The organism is Bartonella sp. CL63NXGY (assembly GCF_042194905.1).
Classification (GTDB): Bacteria; Pseudomonadota; Alphaproteobacteria; order Rhizobiales; family Rhizobiaceae; genus Bartonella.
The window spans coordinates 58,132-84,761 of sequence record NZ_JBHINK010000009.1 but is presented as its reverse complement, the minus strand read 5'-3'; the positions used below and the strand labels follow the sequence as shown (position 1 = coordinate 84,761).

At 39.8% G+C, this 26,630-nt stretch carries 33 protein-coding genes and 1 pseudogene; 33 read left to right on the top strand and 1 reads right to left on the bottom strand.

Annotation, left to right across the window (positions count from 1 at the left end; translation table 11 throughout):
• The 32 genes and pseudogenes from ACFIK0_RS06200 to alaS form a co-directional block, all read left to right on the top strand.
• A pseudogene (locus ACFIK0_RS06200) lies at positions 1–65 on the top strand (elongation factor Tu); the annotation flags it as partial.
• Positions 66–125: 60 nt separating this feature from the next.
• A complete protein-coding gene (gene rpsJ, locus ACFIK0_RS06195) occupies positions 126–434 on the top strand; it encodes a 30S ribosomal protein S10 (RefSeq protein ID WP_005773267.1) in 309 nt (102 codons plus the stop codon).
• A 27-nt stretch (positions 435–461) separates the two neighbouring features.
• The gene (rplC, locus tag ACFIK0_RS06190; RefSeq protein WP_273791404.1) at positions 462–1,199 is read left to right on the top strand and encodes a 50S ribosomal protein L3; all 738 of its coding nucleotides are present in this window, start codon (positions 462–464) and stop codon (positions 1,197–1,199) included.
• A gap of 2 nt (positions 1,200–1,201) precedes the next feature.
• Positions 1,202–1,822 carry a 50S ribosomal protein L4 gene (gene rplD, locus ACFIK0_RS06185; RefSeq protein ID WP_273791405.1) on the top strand — a complete coding sequence of 207 codons (621 nt, stop codon included), beginning with the start codon at positions 1,202–1,204 and terminating at the stop codon, positions 1,820–1,822.
• Positions 1,819–2,112, top strand: coding sequence for a 50S ribosomal protein L23 (locus tag ACFIK0_RS06180; protein ID WP_273723987.1), 294 nt, complete (start codon positions 1,819–1,821; stop codon positions 2,110–2,112). Before rplD ends, ACFIK0_RS06180 begins: the two co-directional genes overlap by 4 nt.
• A gap of 20 nt (positions 2,113–2,132) precedes the next feature.
• Positions 2,133–2,966, top strand: a complete 834-nt coding sequence (rplB, locus tag ACFIK0_RS06175; RefSeq protein ID WP_273791406.1) for a 50S ribosomal protein L2 — start codon at positions 2,133–2,135, stop codon at positions 2,964–2,966.
• 15 nt (positions 2,967–2,981) lie between these two features.
• On the top strand, positions 2,982–3,260 hold the full coding sequence (gene rpsS / locus ACFIK0_RS06170; RefSeq protein WP_004855734.1) for a 30S ribosomal protein S19: 279 nt from the start codon (positions 2,982–2,984) through the stop codon (positions 3,258–3,260).
• A 2-nt stretch (positions 3,261–3,262) separates the two neighbouring features.
• The gene (gene rplV, locus ACFIK0_RS06165; protein ID WP_273791407.1) at positions 3,263–3,652 is read left to right on the top strand and encodes a 50S ribosomal protein L22; all 390 of its coding nucleotides are present in this window, start codon (positions 3,263–3,265) and stop codon (positions 3,650–3,652) included.
• Entirely contained in the window at positions 3,652–4,362 is a 711-nt protein-coding gene (rpsC, locus tag ACFIK0_RS06160) for a 30S ribosomal protein S3 (protein ID WP_273791408.1), read from the top strand. Before rplV ends, rpsC begins: the two co-directional genes overlap by 1 nt.
• 36 nt (positions 4,363–4,398) lie before the next feature.
• A complete protein-coding gene (rplP, locus tag ACFIK0_RS06155; protein WP_273791409.1) occupies positions 4,399–4,812 on the top strand; it encodes a 50S ribosomal protein L16 in 414 nt (137 codons plus the stop codon).
• Between the two features lie 12 nt (positions 4,813–4,824).
• Positions 4,825–5,025: a 50S ribosomal protein L29 gene (gene rpmC / locus ACFIK0_RS06150; RefSeq protein ID WP_375660067.1), complete on the top strand. Its 201-nt coding sequence runs from the start codon at positions 4,825–4,827 to the stop codon at positions 5,023–5,025.
• A gap of 11 nt (positions 5,026–5,036) precedes the next feature.
• Positions 5,037–5,276 (top strand): 30S ribosomal protein S17, encoded by a 240-nt coding sequence (rpsQ, locus tag ACFIK0_RS06145; RefSeq protein WP_012231991.1) that lies wholly within the window; start codon positions 5,037–5,039, stop codon positions 5,274–5,276.
• Between the two features lie 144 nt (positions 5,277–5,420).
• Entirely contained in the window at positions 5,421–5,789 is a 369-nt protein-coding gene (gene rplN, locus ACFIK0_RS06140) for a 50S ribosomal protein L14 (protein WP_004855715.1), read from the top strand.
• A gap of 12 nt (positions 5,790–5,801) precedes the next feature.
• Positions 5,802–6,116, top strand: coding sequence for a 50S ribosomal protein L24 (rplX, locus tag ACFIK0_RS06135; RefSeq protein WP_015856579.1), 315 nt, complete (start codon positions 5,802–5,804; stop codon positions 6,114–6,116).
• Positions 6,109–6,666, top strand: coding sequence for a 50S ribosomal protein L5 (gene rplE / locus ACFIK0_RS06130; protein ID WP_273791411.1), 558 nt, complete (start codon positions 6,109–6,111; stop codon positions 6,664–6,666). The genes rplX and rplE overlap by 8 nt, the downstream gene beginning before the upstream one ends.
• A 24-nt stretch (positions 6,667–6,690) precedes the next feature.
• Positions 6,691–6,996: a 30S ribosomal protein S14 gene (rpsN, locus tag ACFIK0_RS06125; RefSeq protein ID WP_375663660.1), complete on the top strand. Its 306-nt coding sequence runs from the start codon at positions 6,691–6,693 to the stop codon at positions 6,994–6,996.
• Between the two features lie 14 nt (positions 6,997–7,010).
• The gene (gene rpsH, locus ACFIK0_RS06120) at positions 7,011–7,409 is read left to right on the top strand and encodes a 30S ribosomal protein S8 (protein WP_015856577.1); all 399 of its coding nucleotides are present in this window, start codon (positions 7,011–7,013) and stop codon (positions 7,407–7,409) included.
• A gap of 39 nt (positions 7,410–7,448) precedes the next feature.
• Positions 7,449–7,982, top strand: a complete 534-nt coding sequence (rplF, locus tag ACFIK0_RS06115) for a 50S ribosomal protein L6 (protein ID WP_375663659.1) — start codon at positions 7,449–7,451, stop codon at positions 7,980–7,982.
• Positions 7,983–7,994: 12 nt separating this feature from the next.
• Positions 7,995–8,357, top strand: coding sequence for a 50S ribosomal protein L18 (gene rplR, locus ACFIK0_RS06110; RefSeq protein WP_273791414.1), 363 nt, complete (start codon positions 7,995–7,997; stop codon positions 8,355–8,357).
• A gap of 111 nt (positions 8,358–8,468) precedes the next feature.
• On the top strand, positions 8,469–9,017 hold the full coding sequence (rpsE, locus tag ACFIK0_RS06105) for a 30S ribosomal protein S5 (RefSeq protein WP_273791415.1): 549 nt from the start codon (positions 8,469–8,471) through the stop codon (positions 9,015–9,017).
• A 31-nt stretch (positions 9,018–9,048) separates the two neighbouring features.
• Positions 9,049–9,255 carry a 50S ribosomal protein L30 gene (gene rpmD / locus ACFIK0_RS06100; RefSeq protein ID WP_375631283.1) on the top strand — a complete coding sequence of 69 codons (207 nt, stop codon included), beginning with the start codon at positions 9,049–9,051 and terminating at the stop codon, positions 9,253–9,255.
• A gap of 20 nt (positions 9,256–9,275) precedes the next feature.
• Positions 9,276–9,743: a 50S ribosomal protein L15 gene (gene rplO / locus ACFIK0_RS06095; RefSeq protein WP_273791417.1), complete on the top strand. Its 468-nt coding sequence runs from the start codon at positions 9,276–9,278 to the stop codon at positions 9,741–9,743.
• Between the two features lie 161 nt (positions 9,744–9,904).
• Positions 9,905–11,251, top strand: a complete 1,347-nt coding sequence (gene secY, locus ACFIK0_RS06090) for a preprotein translocase subunit SecY (protein WP_273791418.1) — start codon at positions 9,905–9,907, stop codon at positions 11,249–11,251.
• The gene (locus ACFIK0_RS06085) at positions 11,248–11,826 is read left to right on the top strand and encodes an adenylate kinase (RefSeq protein WP_375663658.1); all 579 of its coding nucleotides are present in this window, start codon (positions 11,248–11,250) and stop codon (positions 11,824–11,826) included. Before secY ends, ACFIK0_RS06085 begins: the two co-directional genes overlap by 4 nt.
• A gap of 180 nt (positions 11,827–12,006) precedes the next feature.
• Positions 12,007–12,375: a 30S ribosomal protein S13 gene (gene rpsM / locus ACFIK0_RS06080; RefSeq protein WP_026500557.1), complete on the top strand. Its 369-nt coding sequence runs from the start codon at positions 12,007–12,009 to the stop codon at positions 12,373–12,375.
• Positions 12,376–12,491: 116 nt separating this feature from the next.
• Entirely contained in the window at positions 12,492–12,881 is a 390-nt protein-coding gene (rpsK, locus tag ACFIK0_RS06075; RefSeq protein WP_007347762.1) for a 30S ribosomal protein S11, read from the top strand.
• A 94-nt stretch (positions 12,882–12,975) separates the two neighbouring features.
• Positions 12,976–13,989, top strand: coding sequence for a DNA-directed RNA polymerase subunit alpha (locus ACFIK0_RS06070; RefSeq protein WP_273791420.1), 1,014 nt, complete (start codon positions 12,976–12,978; stop codon positions 13,987–13,989).
• A 24-nt stretch (positions 13,990–14,013) separates the two neighbouring features.
• Positions 14,014–14,442, top strand: coding sequence for a 50S ribosomal protein L17 (rplQ, locus tag ACFIK0_RS06065; protein WP_273791421.1), 429 nt, complete (start codon positions 14,014–14,016; stop codon positions 14,440–14,442).
• Positions 14,443–14,711: 269 nt separating this feature from the next.
• The gene (locus ACFIK0_RS06060) at positions 14,712–16,106 is read left to right on the top strand and encodes a DegQ family serine endoprotease (protein ID WP_273791422.1); all 1,395 of its coding nucleotides are present in this window, start codon (positions 14,712–14,714) and stop codon (positions 16,104–16,106) included.
• An 8-nt stretch (positions 16,107–16,114) separates the two neighbouring features.
• Positions 16,115–17,440 (top strand): replication-associated recombination protein A, encoded by a 1,326-nt coding sequence (locus ACFIK0_RS06055; protein WP_375643221.1) that lies wholly within the window; start codon positions 16,115–16,117, stop codon positions 17,438–17,440.
• A gap of 964 nt (positions 17,441–18,404) precedes the next feature.
• Positions 18,405–19,448 (top strand): recombinase RecA, encoded by a 1,044-nt coding sequence (gene recA, locus ACFIK0_RS06050; protein ID WP_273791424.1) that lies wholly within the window; start codon positions 18,405–18,407, stop codon positions 19,446–19,448.
• Between the two features lie 205 nt (positions 19,449–19,653).
• On the top strand, positions 19,654–22,320 hold the full coding sequence (alaS, locus tag ACFIK0_RS06045; RefSeq protein WP_375663657.1) for an alanine--tRNA ligase: 2,667 nt from the start codon (positions 19,654–19,656) through the stop codon (positions 22,318–22,320).
• 1,153 nt (positions 22,321–23,473) lie between these two features.
• On the opposite strand, the gene ACFIK0_RS06040 is transcribed toward alaS, so the two are convergent.
• The gene (locus ACFIK0_RS06040; protein ID WP_273791426.1) at positions 23,474–25,255 is read right to left on the bottom strand and encodes a glucan ABC transporter ATP-binding protein/ permease; all 1,782 of its coding nucleotides are present in this window, start codon (positions 25,253–25,255) and stop codon (positions 23,474–23,476) included.
• Positions 25,256–25,461: 206 nt separating this feature from the next.
• On the opposite strand from ACFIK0_RS06040, the gene ACFIK0_RS06035 reads away from it, so the two are divergent.
• A complete protein-coding gene (locus tag ACFIK0_RS06035; RefSeq protein ID WP_375663656.1) occupies positions 25,462–26,445 on the top strand; it encodes an RluA family pseudouridine synthase in 984 nt (327 codons plus the stop codon).
• Positions 26,446–26,630: the final 185 nt, after the last annotated feature.

The window sequence follows — 26,630 nt, the reverse complement described above, 5'->3', positions numbered from 1 at the left end:
GTTTTGCTATTCGTGAAGGTGGTCGTACTGTTGGTGCCGGTATCGTCTCTAAGATCATTGAATAAATAATGCTTGTTGAGTGCTTTAATTATTAATGCACTTTGTATAACAGGGAAATAAAGAGCATGAACAGTCAGAATATTCGCATTCGCTTGAAAGCGTTTGATCATAGAATTCTTGATACGTCGACGCGTGAGATTGTATCGACTGCTAAACGTACCGGTGCAAATGTCCGTGGTCCCATTCCGCTTCCGACGCGGATTGAGAAGTTTACGGTCAATCGTGGACCGCATATCGATAAGAAAAGTCGTGAGCAGTTTGAGATGCGAACACATAAGCGTCTTCTTGACATTGTTGATCCAACGCCGCAAACAGTGGATGCGCTTATGAAGCTCGATCTTTCTGCTGGTGTGGATGTAGAAATTAAGCTCTGAGGTTTGAGGACAGAAGGAACAGACCCGATGCGTTCAGGTGTAATAGCACAGAAGCTGGGCATGACCCGTATTTATAATGATGCTGGTGAGCATGTGCCGGTGACGGTACTTCGTTTGGAGAATTGTCAAGTCGTTGCTCAGCGTACAGTTGAAAAGAATGGTTATACTGCTGTTCAATTAGGTGTAGGCTTTGCTAAGGTTAAGAATACTTCACAAGCTCTTCGTGGACATTTTGCTAAGGCTTCTGTTGAGCCTAAAGCCAAAATAGCAGAGTTTCGTGTGAGTCCCGACAATCTTCTTGATGTTGGTACTGAGATTACAGTGGAACATTTTGTTCCAGGACAAAGAGTTGATGTGACTGGTACCAGTATTGGTAAGGGGTTTGCTGGTGTTATGAAACGACATAACTTTGGTGGGCATCGTGCTTCCCATGGTAATTCGATCACACATCGTGCTCATGGTTCTACAGGGCAGTGCCAAGATCCTGGTAAAGTTTTTAAAGGCAAAAAAATGGCCGGCCATATGGGGCAAGTGCGTGTAACAACACAGAATATTGAAGTTATTTCCACAGATAGTGAGCGTGGTTTAATTTTAGTGCGTGGTGCTGTTTCTGGTTCTAAAGGTTCTTGGATTTTGATACGGGATGCTGTGAAGAAGCGTCTTCCTGATAATGCTCCAAAGCCTGCCGGTATTCGCCGTCTTGTGAAGGAGAAAGCGGAAATGGTTACTCCGGTGACGGAAACCTCTGAAGTTGAGGGAGCCTAATAATGGATCTTGTAATTAAAACTCTTGATGGTAATGAAGCTGGCAAATTAAAGGTTTCTGAAGCTATTTTTGATCTTGTTCCGCGTGAGGATATTTTGCAACGTGTTGTTCGTTGGCAGCTTGCACGTCGTCAGCAGGGAAGTCATCAATCCCAAGGTCGTTCTGATGTGTCGCGAACAGGGGCAAAAATGTTTAAACAGAAAGGAACTGGGCGTGCTCGACATTCATCTGCACGTGCACCGCAGTTTAGAGGTGGGGGTAAGGCACATGGACCGGTGGTTCGCAGTCATGCGCATGATCTTCCTAAAAAGATTCGTGCTCTTGGGTTGCGTCTTGCTTTATCTGCAAAATTAAAAGCAAAAGATTTGATTATTGTGGATGAGTTGACTGTTAAGGATGCTAAAACGAAGATGCTTGTTTCTCATTTTTCTAAGCTTGGATTTAATAACGCTCTCTTGATTGGTGGTAAAGAGATTGATATTAACTTTTTTCGTGCAGCCTCTAATATCCCTAATATTGACATTTTGCCTATTCAGGGAATTAATGTTTATGATATTTTGCGTCGCAGCAAACTTGTTTTATCAAAAGCAGCTGTTGAGGCTCTTGAGGAGCGTTTTAAATGACAGATCTTCGCCATTATGATATAATTATTAGTCCAGTTATTACTGAAAAGGCGACTATGATTTCTGAATATAATCAAGTTGCTTTTAATGTCGCGCCGAAAGCGACGAAGCCTGAGATTAAGGCTGCTATTGAAGCGCTTTTTAGCGTAAAAGTTAAAGCAGTTAACACGATAGTCCGTAAGGGTAAAGTGAAGCGTTTCAAAGGTATAGTTGGTCGGCAGAGTGATGTCAAAAAAGCGATCGTAACTCTGGCCAGTGGTCAGACTATCGACGTTTCGACAGGTCTTTAAGAGGCTCGGAGATAGGAATAATGGCACTTAAGCAATTTAATCCAACTACACCTGGGCAGCGTCAGCTTGTTATTGTGGAACGTTCTTGTCTTTATAAGGGAAAACCTATAAAGATGTTAACTGAAGGTTTGTCTTCAAAGGGTGGACGTAATAATCGCGGTCGTGTTACTGCTCGTTTTCAGGGTGGTGGACATAAACGTAGTTATCGGTTTGTCGACTTTAAGCGTCTTAAACGTGATGTTTCAGCAAAGGTTGAGCGTTTAGAATACGATCCTAATCGTACCGCTTTTATTGCTTTAATCCGCTATGAGGATGGGCAATTGAGTTATATTCTTGCGCCACAGCGTCTTGGTGTTGGTGATTCTGTTATGGCTGGTTTAAATGTGGATGTTAAACCAGGTAATGCTATGCCTCTTGGTAATATGCCTGTAGGCACAATTATTCATAATGTTGAGATGAAGCCAGGAAAAGGAGGGCAGATTGCGCGTTCAGCAGGTGCTTATGCGCAGTTGGTTGGACGAGATCATGGTATGGCTATTCTTCGTTTAAATTCTGGTGAACAGCGTTTGGTTCCGAGTAGCTGTTTTGCAACTGTTGGCGCTGTTTCAAATCCTGATCATGGGAATATTAATGATGGTAAGGCGGGTCGGTCACGTTGGCGTGGTAAACGTCCACATGTTCGTGGTGTTGCTATGAACCCCGTTGATCATCCGCACGGTGGTGGTGAAGGTCGTACATCGGGGGGGCGCCATCCAGTATCTCCTTGGGGTAAACCTACGAAAGGTAAGCGTACGCGCTCCAATAAAGCCACTGATAAATTTATTATGCGTACGCGTCATCAACGCAAGAAATGAGAAAGGTAGTCTGAAGTGGTTCGTTCAGTGTGGAAAGGTCCGTTTGTTGACGGCTATCTTCTTGGTAAAGCAGAGAAGGTACGTGCAAGTGGGCGCAATGAAGTTATAAAAATATGGAGTCGTCGCTCTACTATTTTACCGCAATTTGTTGGTTTAACTTTTGGTGTTTACAACGGTAATAAGCATATTCCTGTTTCTGTTTCTGAAGAGATGGTTGGGCATAAGTTTGGTGAGTTCGCTCCTACCCGGACTTATTATGGTCATGGTGCTGATAAAAAAGCGAAGAGGAAGTAGGAATGGGAAAAGCTAAAGTTTCGCGCCAGCTTAAAGATAATGAAGCAAGAGCTGTCACGCGGACAATTCGTGTTAGTCCGCAGAAGCTTAATTTAGTTGCTGCAATGATTCGTGGTAAAAGAGTTAATGTAGCGCTCGCTGATTTGATGTTTTCACGCAAGCGTATTGCTGCTACTGTGAAAAAAACGCTTGAATCAGCAATTGCAAATGCAGAAAATAACCACGATCTTGATATTGATTCGCTTGTTGTGGCGGAAGCTTATGTTGGTAAGTCGATAGTGATGAAGCGCTTTCATGTTCGTGGTCGAGGGCGTGCTAGTAGAATTGAACGTCCATTTTCGCATCTTACTGTTATTGTTCGTGAAGTTACCGAAAAAGTGGAGGCCGCGTAATGGGGCAGAAGATCAATCCAATAGGACTTCGTCTTGGTGTTAATCGGACTTGGGACTCTCGTTGGTATGCTGATAGTGGTGAATATGGGCGCCTTCTTCATGAAGATTTGAAAATTCGTTCATATGTGCTTGAGGAGCTTAAACAGGCGGCTATTTCTAAGGTTGTTATTGAGCGTCCTCATAAGAAGTGTCGTATTACGATTCATTCTGCACGTCCTGGTTTGATTATTGGTAAAAAGGGTGCTGATATCGAAAAGCTTCGTCGTAAGCTTTCAGAAATGACGGATGCTGAAACTTCATTGAATATTGTGGAGATTCGTAAACCGGAGATTGATGCGACAATTATTGCGCAATCAATTGCTCAACAGTTAGAGCGTCGTGTTGCTTTTCGTCGTGCAATGAAGCGTGCTGTTCAGTCTGCTATGCGTCTTGGTGCGGAAGGTATTCGTATCAATTGTTCTGGCCGTCTTGGTGGTGCTGAAATTGCTCGTATGGAATGGTATCGTGAAGGTCGTGTTCCACTTCATACCTTGCGTTCTGATGTTGATTACGGTACAGCAGAAGCTAAGACCGCTTATGGTATTTGTGGTATTAAAGTTTGGGTCTTTAAGGGTGAGATTCTTGAGCATGATCCGATGGCTTCAGAACGTCGTGCTACGGAAGCTGATCAATCTGGTTCTTCATCGAATCGTCGCCGCGAAAATGCTTAGTTTTTGAGATTGAACTAAAATTTGGAGTAGAGAACAATGTTGCAGCCAAAGCGCACAAAGTTCCGTAAACAGTTCAAAGGCCGTATTCACGGTTCTGCGAAGGGTGGTACGGATTTGAATTTCGGTGCCTACGGTTTGAAGGCTGTTGAGCCGGAGCGGGTTACTGCTCGTCAAATTGAAGCGGCGCGTCGTGCGATTACACGTTATATGAAGCGTTCTGGTCGTGTGTGGATTCGCATTTTTCCAGATCTTCCGGTTACATCTAAACCGACTGAAGTTCGTATGGGTAAAGGTAAGGGAAGTGTTGATTATTGGGCTGCACGTGTTGCTCCTGGGCGCGTCATGTTTGAGCTTGATGGAGTTCCGGAAGATGTTGCACGTGAAGCGCTAAGGTTGGGTGCTGCAAAGTTGCCTATAAAAACGCGTTTCATCCAGCGTATTGCTGAATAATGAGGTTAAGCGATGAGAGCCACAGAATTACGGGCGCAAACGCTCGACCAAATGAAAGATGAATTGGCTAAGTTAAAGAAAGAGCAATTTAATTTGCGTTTTCAACAAGCAACAGGTCAATTAGAAAAGACTGCGCGTGTTAGACAAGTTCGTCGTGATATTGCGCGTATTAAAACTTTTCTTCGTCAAAAGATAAGTGAAACTAAGGTTTAAGGAAATAAGAGATGCCTAAACGCGTTTTGCAGGGTGTTGTTATTAGCGACAAAAGTGATAAGACTGTTGTTGTCAAAGTTGAACGCCGTTATTCTCATCCGCTTCTTAAGAAGACTGTTCGGCAGTCTAAAAATTATAAAGCGCATGACGAAAACAACCAATTCAAGATTGGGGATCAAGTTTCTATTCAAGAATCTAGACCAATTTCGAAAGATAAATGTTGGATTGTTGTAAAAGACAATGTAGCGTAATGGGTTAAGTTTATTGTTTTAGAATTTAACAGTGTTTTTATCATTGATAAATTTGAAGGCGATGAATTTATCGTTATTTGGCAGGCAAATCCGAGTGTATAAAAGGTACAATCGGATATATGTGTTAAGAGAAGGTGGCCAGTCATGATTCAGATGCAAACAAATCTCGACGTTGCTGATAATTCTGGAGCGCGTCGTGTCATGTGCATCAAGGTGTTAGGCGGTTCAAAGCGGAAATATGCTTCGGTCGGTGACATTATTGTTGTTTCGGTTAAGGATGCAATTCCTCGTGGCCGTGTTAAAAAAGGTGATGTTATGAAAGCTGTTGTGGTTCGTACTGCTAAGGATATTCGTCGCGCAGATGGTAGTGTCATTCGTTTTGATAGTAATGCTGCGGTTTTAGTGGATAATAAAAAAGAGCCGATTGGTACTCGTATCTTTGGACCTGTTCCCCGCGAATTGCGTGGTAGGAATCATATGAAGATCATCTCGCTTGCTCCTGAAGTTCTATAAGGAGTAAATGTTATGCAGAAGATTCGAAAAGGTGATAAAGTTGTTGTTTTGTCCGGTAAGGATAAAGGATGTAGTGGTGAAGTAATTAAGGTTAGTCCAAAAGAGAATAAGGCTTTTGTTCGTGGGATTAATATGATTAAACGTCATCAACGTCAAACGCAGAAGCAAGAGGCTGGAATTATTTCTAAAGAAGCTCCGATTCATCTGTCTAATTTGGCGATTGCTGATCCTAAAGATGGTAAGCCTACACGTGTAGGCTTTCGTATGAATGCAGATGGTAATAAGGTGCGTTTTGCCAAGCGTTCGGGAGAGTTGATTAATGGCTGAGGAAAGACAAGTACCGCGTATGAAAGCGCATTATTTTGAAGTGATTCGTAAAGCGCTTCAAGAAAAGTTTAATTACAGAAATGCAATGCAAATTCCGCGGATTGATAAAGTTGTAATAAATATGGGCATAGGTGAAGCAACTGCTGATTCGAAGAAGCCTTCCCTTGCTGCTGAGGATTTAGGGCTAATAACGGGTCAGAAGGCTGTTGTTACGCGTGCGCGTAATTCTATTGCGACCTTTAAGGTTCGTGAAGGAATGCCTCTTGGGGCTAAAGTTACATTGCGTAAAGATCGTATGTTTGAGTTTTTAGATCGTCTTGTTACGATTGCTCTTCCGCGGGTTCGTGACTTTCGTGGTTTAAATCCAAAGAGTTTTGATGGTCGTGGCAATTTTGCTATGGGTATTAAAGAACACATTGTGTTTCCAGAAATCAACTATGATAAAGTTGATCAAATTTGGGGCATGGATATTATCGTTTGTACGACAGCAAAAACGGATGATGAGGCTCGTGAATTATTGCGTGCTTTTAATTTTCCTTTTCGTTCGTAACGGCAAACATAGTGAGGTGAAATTATGGCCAAAGTAAGTGCCGTTGAAAAAAATAAGCGTCGTGAGGTGATGGTAAAGTGTTATGCTGCCCGTCGTGCACGTTTGAAAGCAATAGTTATGGATCAGAAGGTTTCTCTTGAAGAACGTTTTAAAGCTTCTGTTCAGTTGGCAGAGTTACCGCGTAATTCTTCGAAAGTTCGTATTCGTAATCGCTGTGAGGTTTCAGGTCGTCCGCGGGCTTATTATCGTAAATTAAAAATGTCGCGAATTGCGTTGCGTGAGCTTGGCTCTATTGGCTATATTCCTGGTATTGTAAAATCTAGTTGGTAAGAGGAGATTATTTAATGTCTATGTCAGATCCTCTTGGTGATATGTTAACACGTATTCGTAATGCACTTGGTCGTAAAAAAGGTAAAGTAGTTACTCCAGCTTCGAAGCTTCGTGCGCACGTTCTTGATGTTCTTCAGTCGGAAGGTTATATTCGCGGATATAATCAAATTGATTTAGGTGATGGGAAAGCTGAGATTGAAATCGAATTGAAGTATTTTGAAGGGCTGGCTGCTATTCGTGAGATTTCACGTGTATCAAAGCCAGGGCGTCGTGTGTATGTTTCTGCTAAGTCACTTCCACAGGTGGCTAATGGCCTTGGTATTTCGATTTTATCGACTCCTAAAGGCGTCATGGCAGATCATGAGGCGCGTGAACAGAATGTTGGTGGAGAACTCCTTTGTCGTGTTTTCTAAGTTATGTCAAGAAAACGGAAGAAAAAGTAGGTTAGAACAATGTCTCGTATTGGAAAGAAACCCATTTCAATTCCTTCTGGAGTTACTGCTACTGTTGAAGGTCAGCTGGTTAAGGCAAAAGGTCCAAAAGGTGAGCTGAGTTACGTCGTCAATGATGAAGTCTTGGTCAAACTTGAGGAAAATATCATATCAGTTATGCCGCGGGATCAGTCAAAAGATGCGCGTTCTAAATGGGGAATGTCGCGCTCAATGATTGAGAACATTTTTTGTGGTGTGAAAAATGGTTTTGAAAAGAGGTTGGAGATTAATGGGGTTGGTTATCGTGCTGCTTTGCAGGGTAAGGATGTTCAACTATCTCTGGGCTTTTCGCATGATGTGGTTTATAAAGTTCCGTCGGGTGTTACTGTGACTGTTCCTAAGCCAACAGAAATTGTTGTTTCTGGAATTGATAAACAGCAAGTTGGACAAGTTGCAGCGGAGATTCGGGAGTATCGTAGGCCTGAACCTTATAAAGGTAAGGGTGTTAAGCATGCAGATGAACGTATCTTCCGTAAAGAAGGTAAAAAGAAATAAGGATTTTGTATTATGGTTTCATCTAAGGACATTATCCAACGTCGTGCAAGGCGTGTTCGTCGTAGAATTAAAATGGTTTCTCATGATCGTCCTCGGCTTAGTGTTTATCGTTCAAATCAGAACATTTATGCTCAGGTTATCGATGATTTGCGGGGATGTACACTTGTTTCAGCCTCTACTCTTGAAAGTGATTTAAAAAAGTCGTTAAAGAGTGGTGCTGATAAAAAGGCAGCTTTTGCTGTTGGTAAGTTAATTGCTGAGCGTGCGAAGAAAGCGGGTGTTAATGAGGTGGTTTTTGATCGTGGAGCGTATGTGTACCATGGTCGCGTCAAAGCTTTAGCTGAGGCTGCTCGTGAAGGTGGTTTGAATTTCTAAAATTTCTTATTTATGAATGAGTAAGGAGAGTTTAGAGTTTTTCGTTTAAGTTCTTCCAGTTTGGTGAGGGACTTTGTTATCGTGCTTCCGGAAAAGAAAAAGGAATGAGGAATGGCACAAAAAGAACGTGGTGATAGAGAAGAACGCGATAATGAATTTGTCGATAGGCTCGTTCATATCAATCGTGTTGCTAAAGTTGTAAAAGGTGGTCGGCGTTTTGGTTTTGCTGCTCTTGTTGTCGTTGGAGATCAAAAAGGACGTGTGGGTTTTGGACATGGTAAAGCCCGCGAAGTTCCCGAAGCCGTTCGTAAAGCAACGGAATCTGCAAAGCGTGGGATGATTTATGTTCCACTTCGGTCTGGGCGTACATTGCATCATGATCTTGAAGGTCGTCACGGAGCTGGGCGTGTTTTGCTACGTTCGGCTTCTGCTGGTACTGGTATTATTGCTGGGGGACCGATGCGTGCTATTTTTGAAGCTCTTGGTATGCAGGATGTCGTTGCAAAATCGCTAGGATCGTCGAATCCTTATAACATGGTTCGTGCAACATTTGATGCATTGAAACATCAAATGCATCCTAGAGATATTGCTGCTCAACGTGGTATAAAATATTCGACTTTGCAGGCGCGTCGTCGCCATTTAGTCGACCTAGAAGGGTAGTTTCTGAGATTATCAGAAAAGGAATTAGGAAATGGTTCAGAAAAAATCTCAGAGTAATAAAACTGTGACGGTGGAGCAAATTGGAAGCCCTATTCGAAACTCACAGATTCAGCGTGCAACCTTAAAGGGGCTTGGACTAAATAAAATGCGTCGTCGGCGCGTTTTAGATGATACACTTTGTGTGCGGGGTATGATTGCTCGGGTTCGGCATCTTGTTCGCGTTATAGATGAAGGTTAAGGGTTGCGGGAGTATTATATATGAAACTCAATGAACTGCGTGATTGCGAAGGCGCAATAAAAAATCGTAAGCGTGTTGGGCGTGGCATTGGTTCCGGTATGGGTAAGACTGGTGGTCGTGGTGTAAAAGGGCAAAAGTCACGTTCTGGTGTTTCCCTTAATGGTTTTGAAGGTGGGCAAATGCCTATCTATCGTCGTTTGCCAAAACGTGGATTTAGAAATTTCTTTGCCAAAACCTACAATGAAGTTTCACTAGGACGTATTCAGTTGGCAGTTGATGCGGGTAAGTTGAATATTGAAAAGCCTGTTGATATGATTGCTTTGAAAGAGTCTGGTATTATTCGTCGTGAAAAAGATGGGGTTCGTCTTCTTTCTGATGGTGATTTGAAGGCTAAGATTACCTTTCATGTTTCTGGTGCTTCACAAGCTGCTCGTGTTAAGATTGAAAAAGTGGGTGGTCAGGTCATTTTTCCTGATATTGCTCGATAATTTTTTAGTATGAATAGAGACCTAAAGAAGAATTATATTTGTTTTGTGGGATCTTTTGTGGAGACTTGTTTAAGTTCTGCATTTATTTGTGTATGCGTATGTGAATTTTAGGATTATACTTCTGTGATTTAAAGAACTGGAGTGTAAAGTGGAGACGTTTTATGGCATCAGCAGCAGAGCAATTTGCTTCCAATATAAACTTTGGTACCTTTTCGCGTGCAACTGAATTAAAGAAACGCATCTGGTTTACTCTGTTGGCGCTTCTTGTATATCGTTTTGGCACTTACATCTCTCTTCCAGGTATCAATATCGATGCTTTGCGGCAAACATTTGAACATCACGCGTCTGGTGTATTAGGACTCTTTAATATGTTTGCTGGAGGTGCCGTTGGGCGTATGGCTATTTTTGCGCTGGGTATCATGCCTTATATATCGGCATCTATTATTGTGCAATTGTTAACATCTATTATTCCTTCTTTGGAGACTCTTAAAAAGGAAGGGGATTTAGGTCGTAAGATTATCAATCAATATACGCGTTATGTGACAGTCGTATTGGCAATTCTACAAGCTTTTGGTATTGCGGTTGCGCTTGAAAGCGGTATAGGGTCGGGGCTTCAAATTGTTTTAGAACCAGGTCTTATGTTTCGTTTTTCTTCTGTTATTACACTTGTTGGCGGAACGATGTTTCTTATGTGGCTTGGCGAGCAAATTACGTCACGTGGTGTTGGTAATGGGGTTTCTCTTATCATTTTTACAGGGATTGTAGCCAACTTTCCTTCTACTTTTGCTCAGCTTTTGACAGCTCATAGTCAGGCTGATTTATCAACTTTTCTTTTAATAGGAATCGTTCTTATTGCTGTTTTGGTTATTGGGCTTATTGTTTTTATAGAGCGTGCACAACGGCGAATTCTTATCCAATATCCGAAACGTCAGGTCGGTAATCAAATGTTTCAAGGAGATATGTCGCATCTTCCTTTAAAGTTGAATACTGCTGGTGTTATTCCACCTATTTTTGCTTCATCTTTATTATTATTGCCTGCCACTATTAATAATTTTTCTGATAAAATGCCACAATGGGTTCAGGAGATTTCTTATGCTCTTGGTCATGGACAGCCACTTTATATGATTGTTTATGCATTTTTAATGGCGTTTTTTTGCTTTTTTTATACAGCTATTGTGTTTAATCCAAGTGATACTGCAGATCAATTGAAAAAGCATTCTGGTTTTATTCCAGGGATTCGTCCAGGTGAGCGTACAGCCGAATATATTGATTACGTTTTGACGCGTATTACTGTTGTGGGCGCTGTTTATATTATCTTGGTTTGTTTGTTACCTGAATTTATGATATCTGCATTACAGGTTCCTTTTTATCTTGGGGGAACATCCTTGTTGATTGTTGTTACTGTTACACTTGATACGGTTGCTCAAATTCAGGGGCATCTTGTTGCCCACCAATATGAAGGGTTGATAAAAAAATCAAAACTTCGTGGAGGTAGAAGGAATCGATGAGAGTTATTCTTTTAGGTCCTCCTGGAGCGGGAAAAGGTACGCAAGCAAAAATGTTGACTGAGGAATATAACATTCCTCATTTATCAACAGGAGATATGTTGCGTGAGGTGATTGCCAAAGAAACGGAGATTGGTAAAAAAGCTAAAGCTATTATAAGTTCTGGTGCTTTGGTTCCTGATAGTATTGTTAACCAAATCGTATCAGATCGGATTGATGAAGCTGATTGTGTAAACGGTTTTGTTTTGGATGGATATCCGCGAACTGTGGGGCAGGCGGAAGCGTTGCAACAGATACTGGATTCAAAAAATACGCGGCTTAATGCTGTTATTGAGTTGTGTGTTGATGAAGACGTGTTGATTGAACGTATGAAGAAGCGTGTTGAGGAAACAATAGCGGCTGGTGGACAGGTTCGTTTAGATGACAATCCTGTTGCTTTTGCAAAAAGATTAGTGGAATATCGTGAAAAAACAGCTCCCTTATCAAAGTTTTATTCAGAGAGGGGAATGTTGAAAGTTGTTGATGGAATGATTGGTGTTGCTGAAGTGACACATATGATTAGAAGTTTTCTTTCATGAGATTTTTTTTAGAAATAAATGAAAAGAGTTGACTTTTGAGATGAAATCTATCAGAAGTAAATTTAATTTATTTTAGTGAAATAAGAGGATTCGGAAGAATTTTTTTCTGAGTCTATTTTTTTCTGTAAGGTATATCAGGTATTTTATAACAATTTGTCAAAATAACTAAGGAGAGTAGGCGTGGCTCGTATTGCTGGCGTCAATATCCCGACAAATAAGCGTGTAATTATTGCGCTTCAATATATCCACGGGATTGGACCAAAATTTGCTCAAGAAATTATTGAAAGAGTTGGCATTCCTTTGGGGCGTCGTGTGCATGAGCTTTCAGATGCTGAGGTGCTGCAGATTCGTGAGGCTATAGATCAGGGCTATCAAGTTGAAGGTGATCTTCGTCGTGAGGTTGCTATGAATGTTAAGCGTTTGATGGACCTTGGTTGTTATCGAGGATTGCGTCATCGCCGGTCTTTGCCTGTCCGAGGACAGCGTACACATACGAATGCCCGTACGCGTAAAGGTCCGGCTAAGGCAATTGCTGGTAAGAAGAAATAAGGGCCTTTGTGGAAGGTTTTTATATATTCTTTTTTCTTGTTTGATTTGTTTGACAAGGAAAAAAAAGGTGGAGCTGCTGATGTTACGGCAGTGATGAGATCGTTGAAAGGGAAATTATGGCCAAGGAAGCCACACGTGTTCGTCGTCGCGAACGTAAGAATATTTCATCGGGTGTTGTGCATATTAATTCAACATTTAATAACACAATGATTACTATTACTGATGCTCAGGGTAATGCAATTGCTTGGTCATCTGCTGGGGCTCAGGGGTTTAAAGGTGCGCGTAAATCGACACCTTTTGCTGCTCAAGTTGCTGCGGAGGATTGTGCAAGAAAAGCGCAAGAGCATGGTATGCGTTCTTTGGAAGTCGAAGTTTGTGGGCCTGGATCAGGGCGTGAATCTGCTCTACGTGCATTGCAATCTGTTGGTTTTGTCATTACTTCTATTCGCGATGTAACACCAATTCCTCATAATGGATGTCGTCCACGGAAAAGGCGGCGTGTTTAATTGGGTGTTGTTTTTTGTTGTCGGAGATTTCTCTGATGTTCACATTGGTCGTTACGATTGAATGGTAACGGAACTAAAGAACGGGAATAAAAATATGATCCAGAAAAACTGGCAGGAACTTATTAAACCCAATAAGGTTGAATCATGTGCACATGATAATCCAAATATTATAAGTGTGATTGCTGAGCCTCTTGAGCGTGGTTTTGGTTTAACCTTAGGAAATGCGCTTCGTCGCGTGTTGTTATCTTCGCTTCGTGGTGCTGCTATTACTGCTGTGCAGATTGACGGTGTCTTGCATGAATTTTCATCGATTCCAGGTGTGCGTGAGGATGTTACGGATATTATTCTGAATATAAAAGAAATTGCGCTTCGTATGGAAGAAGAAGGGCCTAAACGTGTCGTCGTTTATAAAGAGGGGCCTGGTGTCGTGAAAGCGGGAGATATCAGTACAGTCGGGGATATGGAAATTCTAAATCCAGATCATGTTATTTGTACTCTTGATGAAGATGCTGAGATTCGTATGGAATTTATTGTCAACACAGGAAAGGGTTATGTTCCATCTGATCGTAATTGTGTTGATGATGCACGTATAGGGCTTATTCCAATTGATAGTCTTTATTCACCAATTCGTAAAGTTTCTTATAAAGTGGAAAATACGCGTGAAGGTCAAGTTTTGGATTATGATAAATTGACCTTAACGATTGAAACGAATGGTGCTGTTAATGGAGAGGATGCTGTTGCTTTTGCAGCACGCATTCTTCAGGATCAATTATCGTTATTTATTAACTTTGAAGAGCCACAGAAGGAGCCTATTGAAGAGGTTGATTCTGAGCTTTCTTTTAATCCTGCACTTCTCAAAAAAGTGGATGAATTAGAACTTTCAGTTCGTTCGGCAAATTGTCTTAAGAATGATAATATTGTCTATATTGGTGATCTGATTCAAAAAACAGAATCTGAAATGCTTCGGACACCGAATTTTGGTCGCAAATCGTTGAATGAGATTAAAGAAGTTTTGGCGTGTATGGGTTTACATCTTGGAATGGAAATTCCTGCGTGGCCGCCTGAGAACATTGATGATCTTGCAAAACGTTATGAAGATCAATATTAAAATTAGAATTTAAGGAGAGGGCTTATGCGCCATAGTAAGTCAGGACGCAAGTTGAATCGTACTGCCAGTCACCGTAAAGCGATGTTTGCAAATATGGCAACTTCGTTGATCGAGCATGAGCAGATTGTGACAACGCTTCCAAAGGCTAAAGAAATTCGTCCTATTGTTGAAAAACTCGTTACTCTTGGTAAGCGTGGTGGTTTGCATGCGCGTCGGCAAGCAATTGCAGCACTTCGTGATGCGGGAAAGGTTGCAAAATTATTTGATACGCTTGCGCCACGTTATGCATCACGCAACGGTGGGTATTTGCGTATTATGAAAGCGGGGTTTCGTACCGGTGATAATGCACCCATGGCTGTTATAGAGTTTGTTGATCGTGATGTTGAAGCGAAGGGTGCTGGGGATCGTGCTCGCATGGAGGCTTCTGAGAATGAAAAGGGAACATCTTCGTAGAGTTTTTTTTATTCTGTTGGATTTTTAAAGGCCGCCTTGTTTTGGGCGGTTTTTTTGTGAGTATTTTTAAGTTTATTTTAGTTGAGAAATAGGTGCAGAGAGAAAATTATAGAGTATTGAATTATCTTATTTTTATAATATTTATTGTTCGAATAGGTTGTTTTTATTCTCTATTATGAAATATTAATAGAGATCCTTAATTTGCGGGGATGCGTTTTTTTATTCTATTAATCTTCAACAGAATGTGCTGATTTTATAAGGAGTGGATTATGAGGTATTCTTTTTGGGTGCGGATTTTTTTTGCAATTATGATGCAGATATCATTTGATCATGTATATGCTCATGTTCCTCAAACACAAACAGAAATCACTCTTTCATTTTCTCCTTTAGTTAAAAAGACAGTTCCATCTGTTGTAAATATTTATGCAGCTCGACAAATTAGAGCACGATCACCTTTTGAAGGCGATCCATTTTTTGAGCAATTTTTTGGTCGTTTTCAAAATAAATTTCCTGTTCGTAAGCAATCGTCATTAGGATCAGGGGTGATTGTTGATGCACGTGGTTTGATTGTTACAAATTACCACGTCATTAAAGATGCAAGCGAAATTAAAGTGGCTTTTTCTGATGGGCGGGAGTTTGAGAGTAAGGTTGTGCTCAAAGATGAAGCGACTGATATTGCAATTCTTGAAGTTGAGGAAAAAGATGCTCAATTTCCTGTTCTTTCTTTGGGAAATTCTGATGCTGTTGAAGTTGGTGATCTTGTTCTGGCTATTGGTAATCCTTTTGGTGTTGGTCAAACAGTTACAAGTGGTATTGTTTCAGCGCAAGCGCGTACACGTGTTGGGATTTCTGATTTTGACTTTTTTATTCAAACAGACGCAGCCATTAATCCAGGGAATTCTGGTGGCGCTTTAATTGATATGAAAGGTCAGTTAATCGGAATTAATACGGCTATTTATTCGCGTTCCGGTGGTTCGGTAGGGATTGGTTTTGCTATTCCAGTTAATCTTGTAAAAGTAATGCTTAATACTGTTAAACGCGGTGGAAAATATTTTGTGCCGCCTTATATTGGGGCTTCTTTTCAAAATGTTACACCTGATATTGCTGGTGGTTTAGGTTTAGAACGTCCCTATGGTGCTCTGATTATTGAAGTTATCAAAGATAGTCCTGCTGAAAAAGCTGGATTGAAAGTAGGTGATGTTATTTTGAGTGTGCAGGGGGTACGCGTTGACAGTCCAGATAGTCTTGGTTATCGTTTGATGACAGCTGACGTTGAGCATAGTCTTGCCTTGGAATATTTACGAAGTGGAAAAACTTTAAAAACACAAATAACAGTTTCATCAATATCAGAAACTGCATTTTTAAAATCTGAAAAAATTACGGGTGACAGTCCTCTTGCTGGTGCTGAGGTGTTAGATTTAACACCGCAAAATAGTCGACGTTTTCATCTTCCTATATCTGCAAAAGGGGTTGTGATTACCAATCTTGAGGAAATGAGCAATGCAGCTGGAATTTTTCAGTCAGGAGATATTCTACGTGTTGTAAATGGCCATAAAATTCAAACAGTTCATCAGTTGAAAAAGGTTCTTATGCAAGGTCGCTCAAATATGTGGCAATTGGAATATGAACGTGATGGTATGTATATTCGCCAATTTATTCGTTGAGGTTTTTTTTGAAGAAAGATTTTTTTACTTCGTCGTTTGATTTTCAAGTTAATAAAAATCAGCCACTTGCAGAAAGAATGCGCCCTTGTTCTCTCAATGATGTTGTGGGACAAAAGCATTTGATTGGAGAGGATGGTTTGCTTTCACGTATGGCGGCAACTGGCTCAATTGGATCGATGATTTTTTGGGGACCTCCAGGGACGGGAAAAACGACCGTTGCACGTTTGTTAGCCCTTGAAACAAATTTCGCGTTTGAACAGGTTTCTGCTATTTTTACAGGAGTTTCTGAACTTAAAAAGATTTTTGAAGTTGCGCAGAGGCGTTTTATATCTGGGGATAAAACACTTCTCTTTGTTGATGAAATTCATCGGTTTAATCGTGCTCAGCAGGATAGTTTTCTTTCTGTGATGGAAGAGGGTACTGTGGTACTTATAGGTGCAACAACCGAAAATCCTTCTTTTGAACTGAATGCTGCCCTTCTTTCGCGTGCACGTGTTTTAACATTTCTTTCTCATGATCATGAAAGTTTGGACATGCTTTTGAAGCGTGCTGAAGAAGTGGAGGGAAAAACTCTTCCCTTGGATAATGATGCCAGAGACGTTTTGATAGAGATGTCTGATGGTGATGCGCGGGTAGCGTTGACATTGGCAGAGGAAGTTTGGTCTATTGCTCCATTGGGAGAGATTCTTGATGTTGTTGCTTTGCAAAAAGTTATTCAGCGTCGTGCGCCCATTTATGATAAAGGACGAGATGGGCATTATAATCTCATTTCAGCGTTGCATAAATCCGTTCGTGGATCTGATCCTGATGCTGCGCTTTATTATTTGGCACGTATGTTGGATGCTGGTGAAGATCCTCTCTATATTGGGCGAAGATTGGTTCGTATGGCTGTTGAAGATATTGGTTTGGCGGATCCTCAAGCTCTTGTCATTTGTAATGCAGCAAAAGATGCTTATGATTATTTAGGATCACCAGAAGGAGAGTTGGCTTTGGCGCAAGCATGTCTTTATGTTGCAACTGCGCCAAAGTCAAATGCAGCATATCTCGCGTATAAAGCAGCACTGCGTTGTGCGCGCAAAAATGGCTCTTTATCACCTCCTAAACATATTCTTAATGCTCCTACGAAATTTATGAAGGAAGAAGGGTATGGAAGTGGTTATTGTTATGACCATGATGAACCAGACGCTTTTTCAGGACAAGAATATTTTCCCGAAAAACTTGGGCGTCAGAGTTATTATAAACCAGTTGAGCGTGGTTTTGAGCGTGAAATTGTGAAACGTCTTGAGTGGTGGCAACAGTTGCGCAAAAAACGTAAAGATCAAAATAAAATTTGAGTTGAAATACGTTTTTTATTGATCTCTTATGTTATTGTATGAGAAATTTAGCTTATATTTTAAACATTTATTGCATTGCTTGTAGAGATTTTTTTTGATATCTTCGAAAGTACATAGTTTTTCAAATTTAAATATATCATTCAACTTTTAAGCTGCTTTATTTTTTTGGTTTTATTAAATAATATATTGACTTATAATAATAGACTGTTTCGTAAGTTGAATGAAAGTTTCAAATACCGTAAATTTCTCTCATCCCAAGTCTGTTATTTGTTGAATCAATCAAATCATTTACTTGCATGTTACAAGCAGGATTACCGTGTGATAAAAACTGTACAAGAAAGGACTAAAAATCCTTCTTATGAATTGTCTCAAGTGCCGAGAACTGTTGCAACATTGGGGGATGATAAATAGTGTGATGGGTGCCGGCTTTCTCCTTCCATAGAGTAAAGATGGTGGCGCCTAAAGGGTTTTGTAGTATACCACATTCATAGGTGTTGTCACAAAACGAGCTTAGAAGTTTTGAGAGATGTTTCTTAAATCAAGTGTATGAATATGCAACACAATGGCGTTTTGTTCTTCGATGCAATAGGGTATGAGGTTGATTGATGATGCGTTTTTTTGTGATCAATAGCAGGAGAATTCTTAGTCTCTCAAGTATTTAATCAAAGGGATAAGCAGAAGGGCTGTAGAACATTGTGTTTAAAATTAAATTGTTCCTTTTCTAGAGAGATATAAATATGTTAACTATGCTCCCATAGAGATATTATTTTATTAGAGTTTATTATGTGTCATAAGATAAGCAATGCCAATTCTTTATTGTGATGGTCATGAATGTTTATGGGCATAATGTGGAGATAGGAATGGAAATAGTCTGTGAAAATCTAAACTCAAGCCTTTAGTTAAATTAAAAGTACAGTGTACACTAAATTTTTAGGTTATTATGAATTCGGTCAAGGATATAATCGTGGATAAAACAAAAGCTCTCGATGCTGCTCTCTCACAAATTGAACGTTCTTTTGGTAAAGGCTCGATTATGCGTCTTGGGCAAAAAGAGCAGGTTGTTGAAATTGAAACAATTCCAACAGGGTCGTTATCCTTGGATATTGCTTTAGGGATTGGTGGATTACCGAAGGGGCGTATTGTTGAGATTTATGGACCAGAAAGTTCTGGGAAAACAACATTGGCTCTCCATGCTATTGCTGAGGCACAGAAAGGTGGTGGGATTTGTGCTTTTATTGATGCAGAGCATGCGCTTGATCCTATTTATGCGCGTAAGCTTGGTGTTGATTTAGAAAACTTGTTCATTTCTCAGCCAGATACCGGTGAACAGGCATTGGAAATTACAGAAACGTTGGTTCGTTCTGGTGCAGTTGATGTGCTTGTTGTGGATTCTGTCGCAGCTTTAACTCCGCGAGCAGAAATTGACGGTGAAATGGGTGATGCTTTGCCCGGATTGCAAGCTCGGTTAATGAGTAAAGCGTTACGAAAATTAACCGCAGCAATTTTTCGCTCTAACTGTATGGTTGTTTTTATTAATCAAATTCGCATGAAAATTGGTGTGATGTTTGGTTCTCCTGAAACGACAACGGGTGGAAACGCTTTAAAGTTTTATGCTTCTGTTCGTTTAGATATTCGTCGCATTGGATCCATTAAAGATAGGGATTCAATCGTTGGTAATCAGACGCGCGTTAAAGTGGTGAAAAATAAATTGGCACCTCCATTTAAGCAGGTTGAGTTTGATATTATTTATGGTGAAGGTATTTCCAAAGTAGGTGAATTGATTGATTTGGGTGTCAAGGTTGGTGTTGTGGAAAAATCTGGTGCATGGTTTTCTTATAATTCTCAGCGTTTAGGACAGGGGCGTGAGAATGCAAAGCAGTTTTTACGTGAACATGTGGAAATAGCTACAGAGATTGAAGCAGCTTTGCGCCAAAATGCTGGTTTGATTGCGATTGAACTGTTAGAAAATGCAGGGTCAGAAAATATAGAAAGTGATGAAGCCATTTGATGGAGTGTTTTTTTCGTCTATAATTTTTTCCCTTTCAGATTTTTCTGTTTTTTTGTTTGAGTTTTTAAATACGCAGTCATTTTTTTCTCAATTTTTTAAAACAAATATTCCATTTTTGATTAAATTGACTCCATGCGTGGCGAAGAGAATTTAATGAGGGGGATTTTTCTTTTATGGTTTTGTGCTGTATTGAGCAGGTGTCAACATGAATAGTGTTAATAATATTCGGTCAATATTTTTGGATTATTTTCATCGTAATGGGCATAAAGTTCTTTCTTCTAGTCCGCTTGTTCCGCGGAATGATCCTACACTTATGTTTACAAATGCAGGGATGGTGCAGTTTAAAAATGTTTTTACTGGACTTGAACAACCTTCTTATACGCAGGCAACAACGGCACAAAAATGTGTTCGTGCGGGTGGAAAGCATAATGATCTTGATAATGTTGGATATACGGCGCGCCATCATACATTTTTTGAAATGCTGGGTAATTTTTCTTTCGGTGATTATTTCAAAGAAGAAGCCATTTTTTTATCATGGAATCTTTTAACAAAGGAATTTTGCCTGCCAAAAGATAAATTGTTGGTGACAGTTTATCAGAGTGATGATGTTGCTGCTGAACTGTGGCGTAAAATTTCAGGTCTTCCAGATGAAAAAATTGTCCGTATTGCGACAGCTGATAATTTTTGGTCGATGGGAGAAACAGGCCCTTGTGGGCCTTGTTCGGAGATTTTTTATGATCATGGTGATGAAATCTGGGGCGGTCCTCCTGGAAGTATGGAAGAAGATGGTGATCGCTTTATTGAGATTTGGAATCTTGTTTTTATGCAGTATGAGCAAGTTTCCAAGGAAAAACATGTTAACTTACCTCACCCTTCTATTGATACAGGCATGGGATTAGAGCGTATTGCTGCTGTTTTACAGGGCGTTCATGATAATTATGACATTGATCTTTTTCGTGCATTAATTGCTGCATCAGAAGAAATTACAGGGATTGAGGCAAAGGGTGATTTTATTGCCAGCCATCGTGTCATTGCTGATCATCTTCGCTCATCGGCATTTTTGATTGCTGATGGTGTGCTTCCTTCTAATGAAGGAAGAGGATATGTTTTACGTCGTATTATGCGTCGTGCTATGCGTCATGCGCATCTTCTTGGTGCTAAAGAGCCCTTAATGTGGCGACTTTTGCCTGCTTTAAATCGCGAAATGGGACAAGCTTATCCTGAGTTGGTGCGTGCTGAATCTTTGATTTCAGAAACTTTAAGGTTAGAAGAAATACGTTTTCGTAAAACGCTTGAACGAGGACTTGGTTTGTTGAACGAAGCAAGTACCGATCTTAAAGAAGGAGACTATTTGAATGGTGAAGTTGCTTTCAAACTTTATGATACCTATGGTTTTCCGCTTGATTTGACGCAAGATGTTCTTCGTCGTCGCGGAATATCTGTTGACGTTGGTGCTTTTGATAAAGCGATGGAACGCCAAAAAGAGGAAGCACGTGCCAATTGGTCTGGTTCTGGAGAAGCTGTAACAGAGAAAATCTGGTTTTCTGTTCGTGATCAAGTGGGGGCCACAGAGTTTTTAGGTTATGAAACTGAGACAGCGAAAGGTATTCTTACAGCTCTTGTATGTGATGGTAAAATTGTTGATCATATTTCTTCAGATCAGAAAGCTATGCTTGTTGTTAATCAGACACCTTTTTATGGTGAATCTGGTGGGCAAATTGGTGATAGCGGTATCATTTCTGGTGAAAATTTTATTTTTAAGGTGCATGATACCCAAAGAAAGGGTGATGGTGTTTTTATCCATATTGGGGAGATGAAATCTGGTCAGGCATCGAGGTCTGATTGTGTAGAATTAACGGTTGATATTGTTCGTCGTAAGAAAATTCGCGCGAATCACTCTGCTACTCATTTGTTACACGAAGCTTTACGCCAAACATTGGGGGACCATGTTACACAAAAGGGCTCTCTTGTATCGCCAGATCGGTTGCGTTTTGATTTTTCACATCCAAAATCCGTTTCACCAGAAGAGTTGAAAAAAATAGAAGATTTAGCCAATGAGATTATTTTGCAAAATAGTAAAGTAATAACGCGCCTCATGGCTGTAGATGATGCAATTTCTGAAGGTGCCATGGCATTGTTTGGTGAAAAATATGGTGATGAAGTTCGCGTTGTTTCTATGGGGGAGCCATTTGAAAAGGGAGGATTTAAAAAGCGTTGGTCAATTGAGCTTTGTGGTGGCACACATGTGGAGCGAACAGGTGATATCGGTTTGATTCATATTGTTTCTGAAAGTTCTGTTTCAGCTGGAGTGCGGCGTATTGAAGCTTTAACAGGCAAAGAAGCACGTCTTTATCTTAGCCGCCAAGATGAACGTATTCATGAAATTGCTGATCTTTTAAAAACTTCTTCTGCTGGTGTGGAAGAACGGGCGCGAATTTTGCTTGATGATCGTCGTAAACTTGAAAAAGAATTGAATGATGTACGCAAGAAAATGATGTTGAGTGGTGGAATAATAGAAAGGAGCCAAGGTGATATTATCATCATCAATGGGTTTTCTTTTACCGGACGCGTTGTTAAAAATATTTTACCACGGGATCTTAAGGCGCTCGTCGATTCTGAGAAAAAACAAATCGGATCTGGAGTGGTTGCGTTTATTAGTGTCTCGGAGGATGGAAAAGGGAGTGCTGTTGTCGGCGTTACGGATGATTTAACGGATAAGTTAAATGCTGTAGATCTCGTTCGTATTCTTTCAGAGATGCTTGGTGGTAAAGGTGGAGGTGGCCGTCCTGATATGGCGCAGGCTGGTGGTCCTGAGGGGAACAAAGCTGATGAGGCATTTGCGGCACTAAAAGATTTTCTTGAAAAAAATTAAAGAATGAAATCATTCTGCATAGGTATTTTTTACATTGTTATATTGGGTTGGTATCTATGTATCATGAATATCTGTCTGGTGTATTTCTGAAATGCAGATACAGCGTAATTGGGGAAAAATACAATTGTAAAGATAAAAACAGTGTTTGTCTTTATAACGTCCAAGCGTTTCAGGAGTCACCTTTTTAAGATAAGATAGATTATTCAGCACTTCATGCTTTGCTGTGTATTCTTTTACTAGGAAGACTAGTTATTATGTTGCTCTTATAGATTTTTTAAAGAAACCTCTCTTTTTATGAAAGGAAAAATCAAGATTTATTGCATACGATTCTCCTTATAAAGTTATAAGCTGTCATTATTCGATTAGTTTTCAAATGAATAAAATCTCTTTCCTTGAAAAGGCTTATAAAAGAGTTGTTATATCTTAGAGCTATTGTTTTCATTTTGCTTGTTATGTACACAGTTTTTTGGTTTATTATTAAAAGGTTTTGAAAAGAATATTCTCCTATCTTTATAAATCTTTATTTAAAGTTATAAAGTAATGAATTATCAATATAAATCAAAGGAATATCACATAAATCTAAAGATTTAGATTAATATTTAATTTATTTATGATAAAATTGCTTTAATACATTGGGTTATAATGATAATTTATCGTTTTATCTTTTGAATAAGAGCTACGAATATTCGTAGGATTTTATTATTTCAAATTCTGGGTATGTTAAATTAATCAAAACCACTCACGAATGTCGTTGTGAAATGGGCTTAAGAGCATTGAAAAATGTTTCTTAAAAAAGTCATATGAATGTGCAAAACAATGATGTTCTGTTCTTTATGAGAGGACTATAAAGAACGTGATAAACAAAAGTGCAAAGCAATACATAATATTCATTATTTAAAAGATGTTTCTTTAGTTCGTTTTGAAATTCGTAAAGCTGAGTAAAAAGAAGACGGTAAAACTGGAAATTGTTTTTACCTTTACATTTTCCCTAAATGAGAATGTATACTCGTCAATATGCACAGATATAGGAAAATATTTTTCTTAAATACCTAAAATGAATTGTGGCATTTTTAGAAATCTCTTTACTTGTATCATATATAAGAACTCTTGTTATCTTGAGGAGGATTTTTTTGCTTGAAAAAGAGTATCAATTTTATGATGCTATGGCTTCATGTAAGGGGATAACATTTTCTCCTTCTCTTTCTGGTGGTTTGATTGTTAAACCACTTGCCTTTAAAAAATTAGAGAAACGTCCCCCTTTATCGATCAATTCTTGAAAGTTTCCTTTTTCCATTAAGTGACCATGATCCAGAAAGAGTATCACATCAGCATTGCGTACTGTTGAGAGGCGATGTGCTATAATAAAAGTAGTGCGGTTATGGCTTATGCAATCGAGAGCATCTTTGACACGTGCTTCTGTTTCAACATCAAGAGCGCTTGTTGCTTCATCTAGAATGAGAATAGGGGAATTTTTTAAAACAGCGCGTGCAATTGCTAGTCGCTGTTTTTCTCCACCGGATAATTGAGATCCTCGTTCGCCCACCATTGTGTTATAACAATCAGCTTTTTTTAGAATAAAATCGTGAGCTTCTGCTATTTTTGCTGCTTCATAAAGTTCTTCATTTGTTGCGCTCGCTTTTCCTATTGAAATATTGTCATGAATAGTACGGTTGAAAAGACCCGAGTCTTGAAATACTGTTGCTAGAGATTTGCGTAAAGATTCGCGATTGATTGAGCATATATTTATTCCATCAATGGAGATATGCCCAAGGGTAGGGTCGTATACGCGCTGCAACAGATTGATCAATGTTGTTTTTCCAGCCCCTGTTGGCCCTACAATTGCAACAGTTTGTCCTGCTTTAACCTCAAAGGAAATATCAAAAACACCTTGAGAAGAATTGGGGAATTTATAGGTCACGTGATGAAATTGTATGGCGCCTTTAACATTTTTGAGGGAAGGAAGATTTTGCGGTTCGTTGATATGAAAGGTTGAGTCTTCCATTTCAAAAAATTCTTGCAGTTTTGCTTGTGAGGATATTGCACAATTAATAAAATTGCTCATTTGGTCTAGGCGGCTAATCATGAGTTGTGCAAATCCAACAAAAGCAACGACTTCACCTACTCGTAATTGATCTTTTGCAACAAAAAAAGCTCCAAGGAGAAGAACACAAACGATTGAAATTGTTGAAGCCATTCGATTTAAGCCACTGGCGAGCGCCCACCAATTGAGAACAGGATTTTGTGCTTTAAGCAGAGCATTTGTATGTTGATGCAGTATAGAAGCTTCTTCTTTTATTCGGTTATAACTTTGTACAATGGAAACATTAGAGATTGAATCACTGACATGTTTAAAAAGGTTGTGGTGGTAGCATTCCACAGCGGCTTGTCCGTCTTTTGTTTTTCGCATCACTAAACGTGCAATTAATACGTAGGTGATGGCAAGCACAACCAAGACTATTGAAAGACGCCAATTCATATTAAACGCTATGGGGATGAGAACCAATAAGGCGACAAGCGTTGAGAGGTGTTGGCGCATAAAATCAAGCCATATGGTTGACATGGAATCTATTGCGCGCAAAAGTGTATGGAGTGCGTTGGAAGTTCCACGTTGTTGATGCCAAATTAAAGGCATGGCAATGATACGTTCGAAAGATTCCGTTAAAACCGTTAAGCGGCGTCTATGGGCTAAGCGGTCAGCACCGCGAGCAACAAGGACATAAGCAATAATATGTGAAAGTCCAAAACAAACCCAGATGGTAAGAGTAGGAATGATAGCTGATTTTTCTGAAATAGAATCAATAACACGTCCGAATAAAATAGGTTCTGCAATAGTGATAATAGCTAACATAACATTAGCGGTACAGATTAAAAGGGATGCATTTTTTTCTCTATTTAGGTAAGTGAGAACACGTGCATAGGTTTTGAATAAGGACACGGTTAATTATCTCCATTCGCTATTAAGCGTAAAGGCTGTTGATTTTTACAACGCTTAGTTTTTAGCTAATAAAATTTGGACGTTAAGAAAAGGCAATTTTGGATACTAACTGTAATATGGTGTGATAAAACCAACTAAAATATGAATTTTTGTGTTTATAAAGGCGCAAAAATAGATCAATAAAATTATCAGGTAAGGGAATTTTCATGGCAGGCATAGAAATAAAAAAAGTTGAGGCAGATGAAAATAGAATGCGCTTAGATCGCTGGTTTAAAGTGCATTATCCAGGACTTGGTTTTGGAGCTTTGCAAAAATTGTTGCGTTCTGGTCAGATACGGGTTGATGGTGGACGTGTTAAAGCCGATACGCGTCTTTGTATAGGGCAAGCTGTTCGTATTCCACCTCTCCCTATTAATGACAAGGAAAATTTTTCAATAACGGATAAAACACTTCGTGGGCAGGATGATGGGACCGTTTTGAAAAAAATGCTGCTTTATGAAGATCCAAAGGTATTTGTTTTTAATAAACCAGCTGGGTTGGCTGTACAAGGAGGCTCTGGTTTAACACGTCATATGGATAGTATGCTTGAGGTATGGCGCAATAAAAAAGGTGAAAAGCCGCGTTTGGTTCATCGTCTTGATCGTGAGACGTCGGGTGTGCTTATTGTTGCGCGATCAAGGGGAGCTGCTCAGTCCTTAACTGCTGCTTTTAGAGCGCGAGAAACAAAAAAGACTTATTGGGCGTTGGTTCGGGGCGTGCCTAAAAAAAAGCAGGATAAAATTTCAACGTGGATGGTTAAGGAAATGACTGCACAAGGTGACAAAATGCGTGTTTGTGAACATGGGGAGCCAGATTCACATCATGCGGTTTCCTACTATCGCGTTTTAGATACACGAGGGCGGGCTCTTTCTTGGCTTGAAATGGAACCCTATACAGGGAGAACACATCAGCTTCGTGTGCATGCTGCCCATATGGATCATCCTATCATTGGCGATACAAAGTATTTTTTTTCTGATAGTAATTGGACATTACCAGGAGGAATTCAAAATCGTCTTCATCTTCATGCACGTCGTATTCGTATTCCTCATCCTTCAGGAGGAATATTGGACATTGTTGCACCTTTACCACCTCATATGGTTCAAAGTTTTAATCTTTTGTCTTTTAATGAGAGTGATGCCGAAACCGACTAAACAAACTTCATTTGTTTTTTTGATTGATATAAAATTTTGTCTATAAATTTGATAAGATGAATAGGGCATCATTTGAAGGAAGTTTTTGATAAGTCAATCGCTATGAGAAAATTATGTTTTTGAGTGATGAAATTTTCGAATATCATGGCTTTCTTTCTACAGCTCTTTATCCATATTGATTGTAT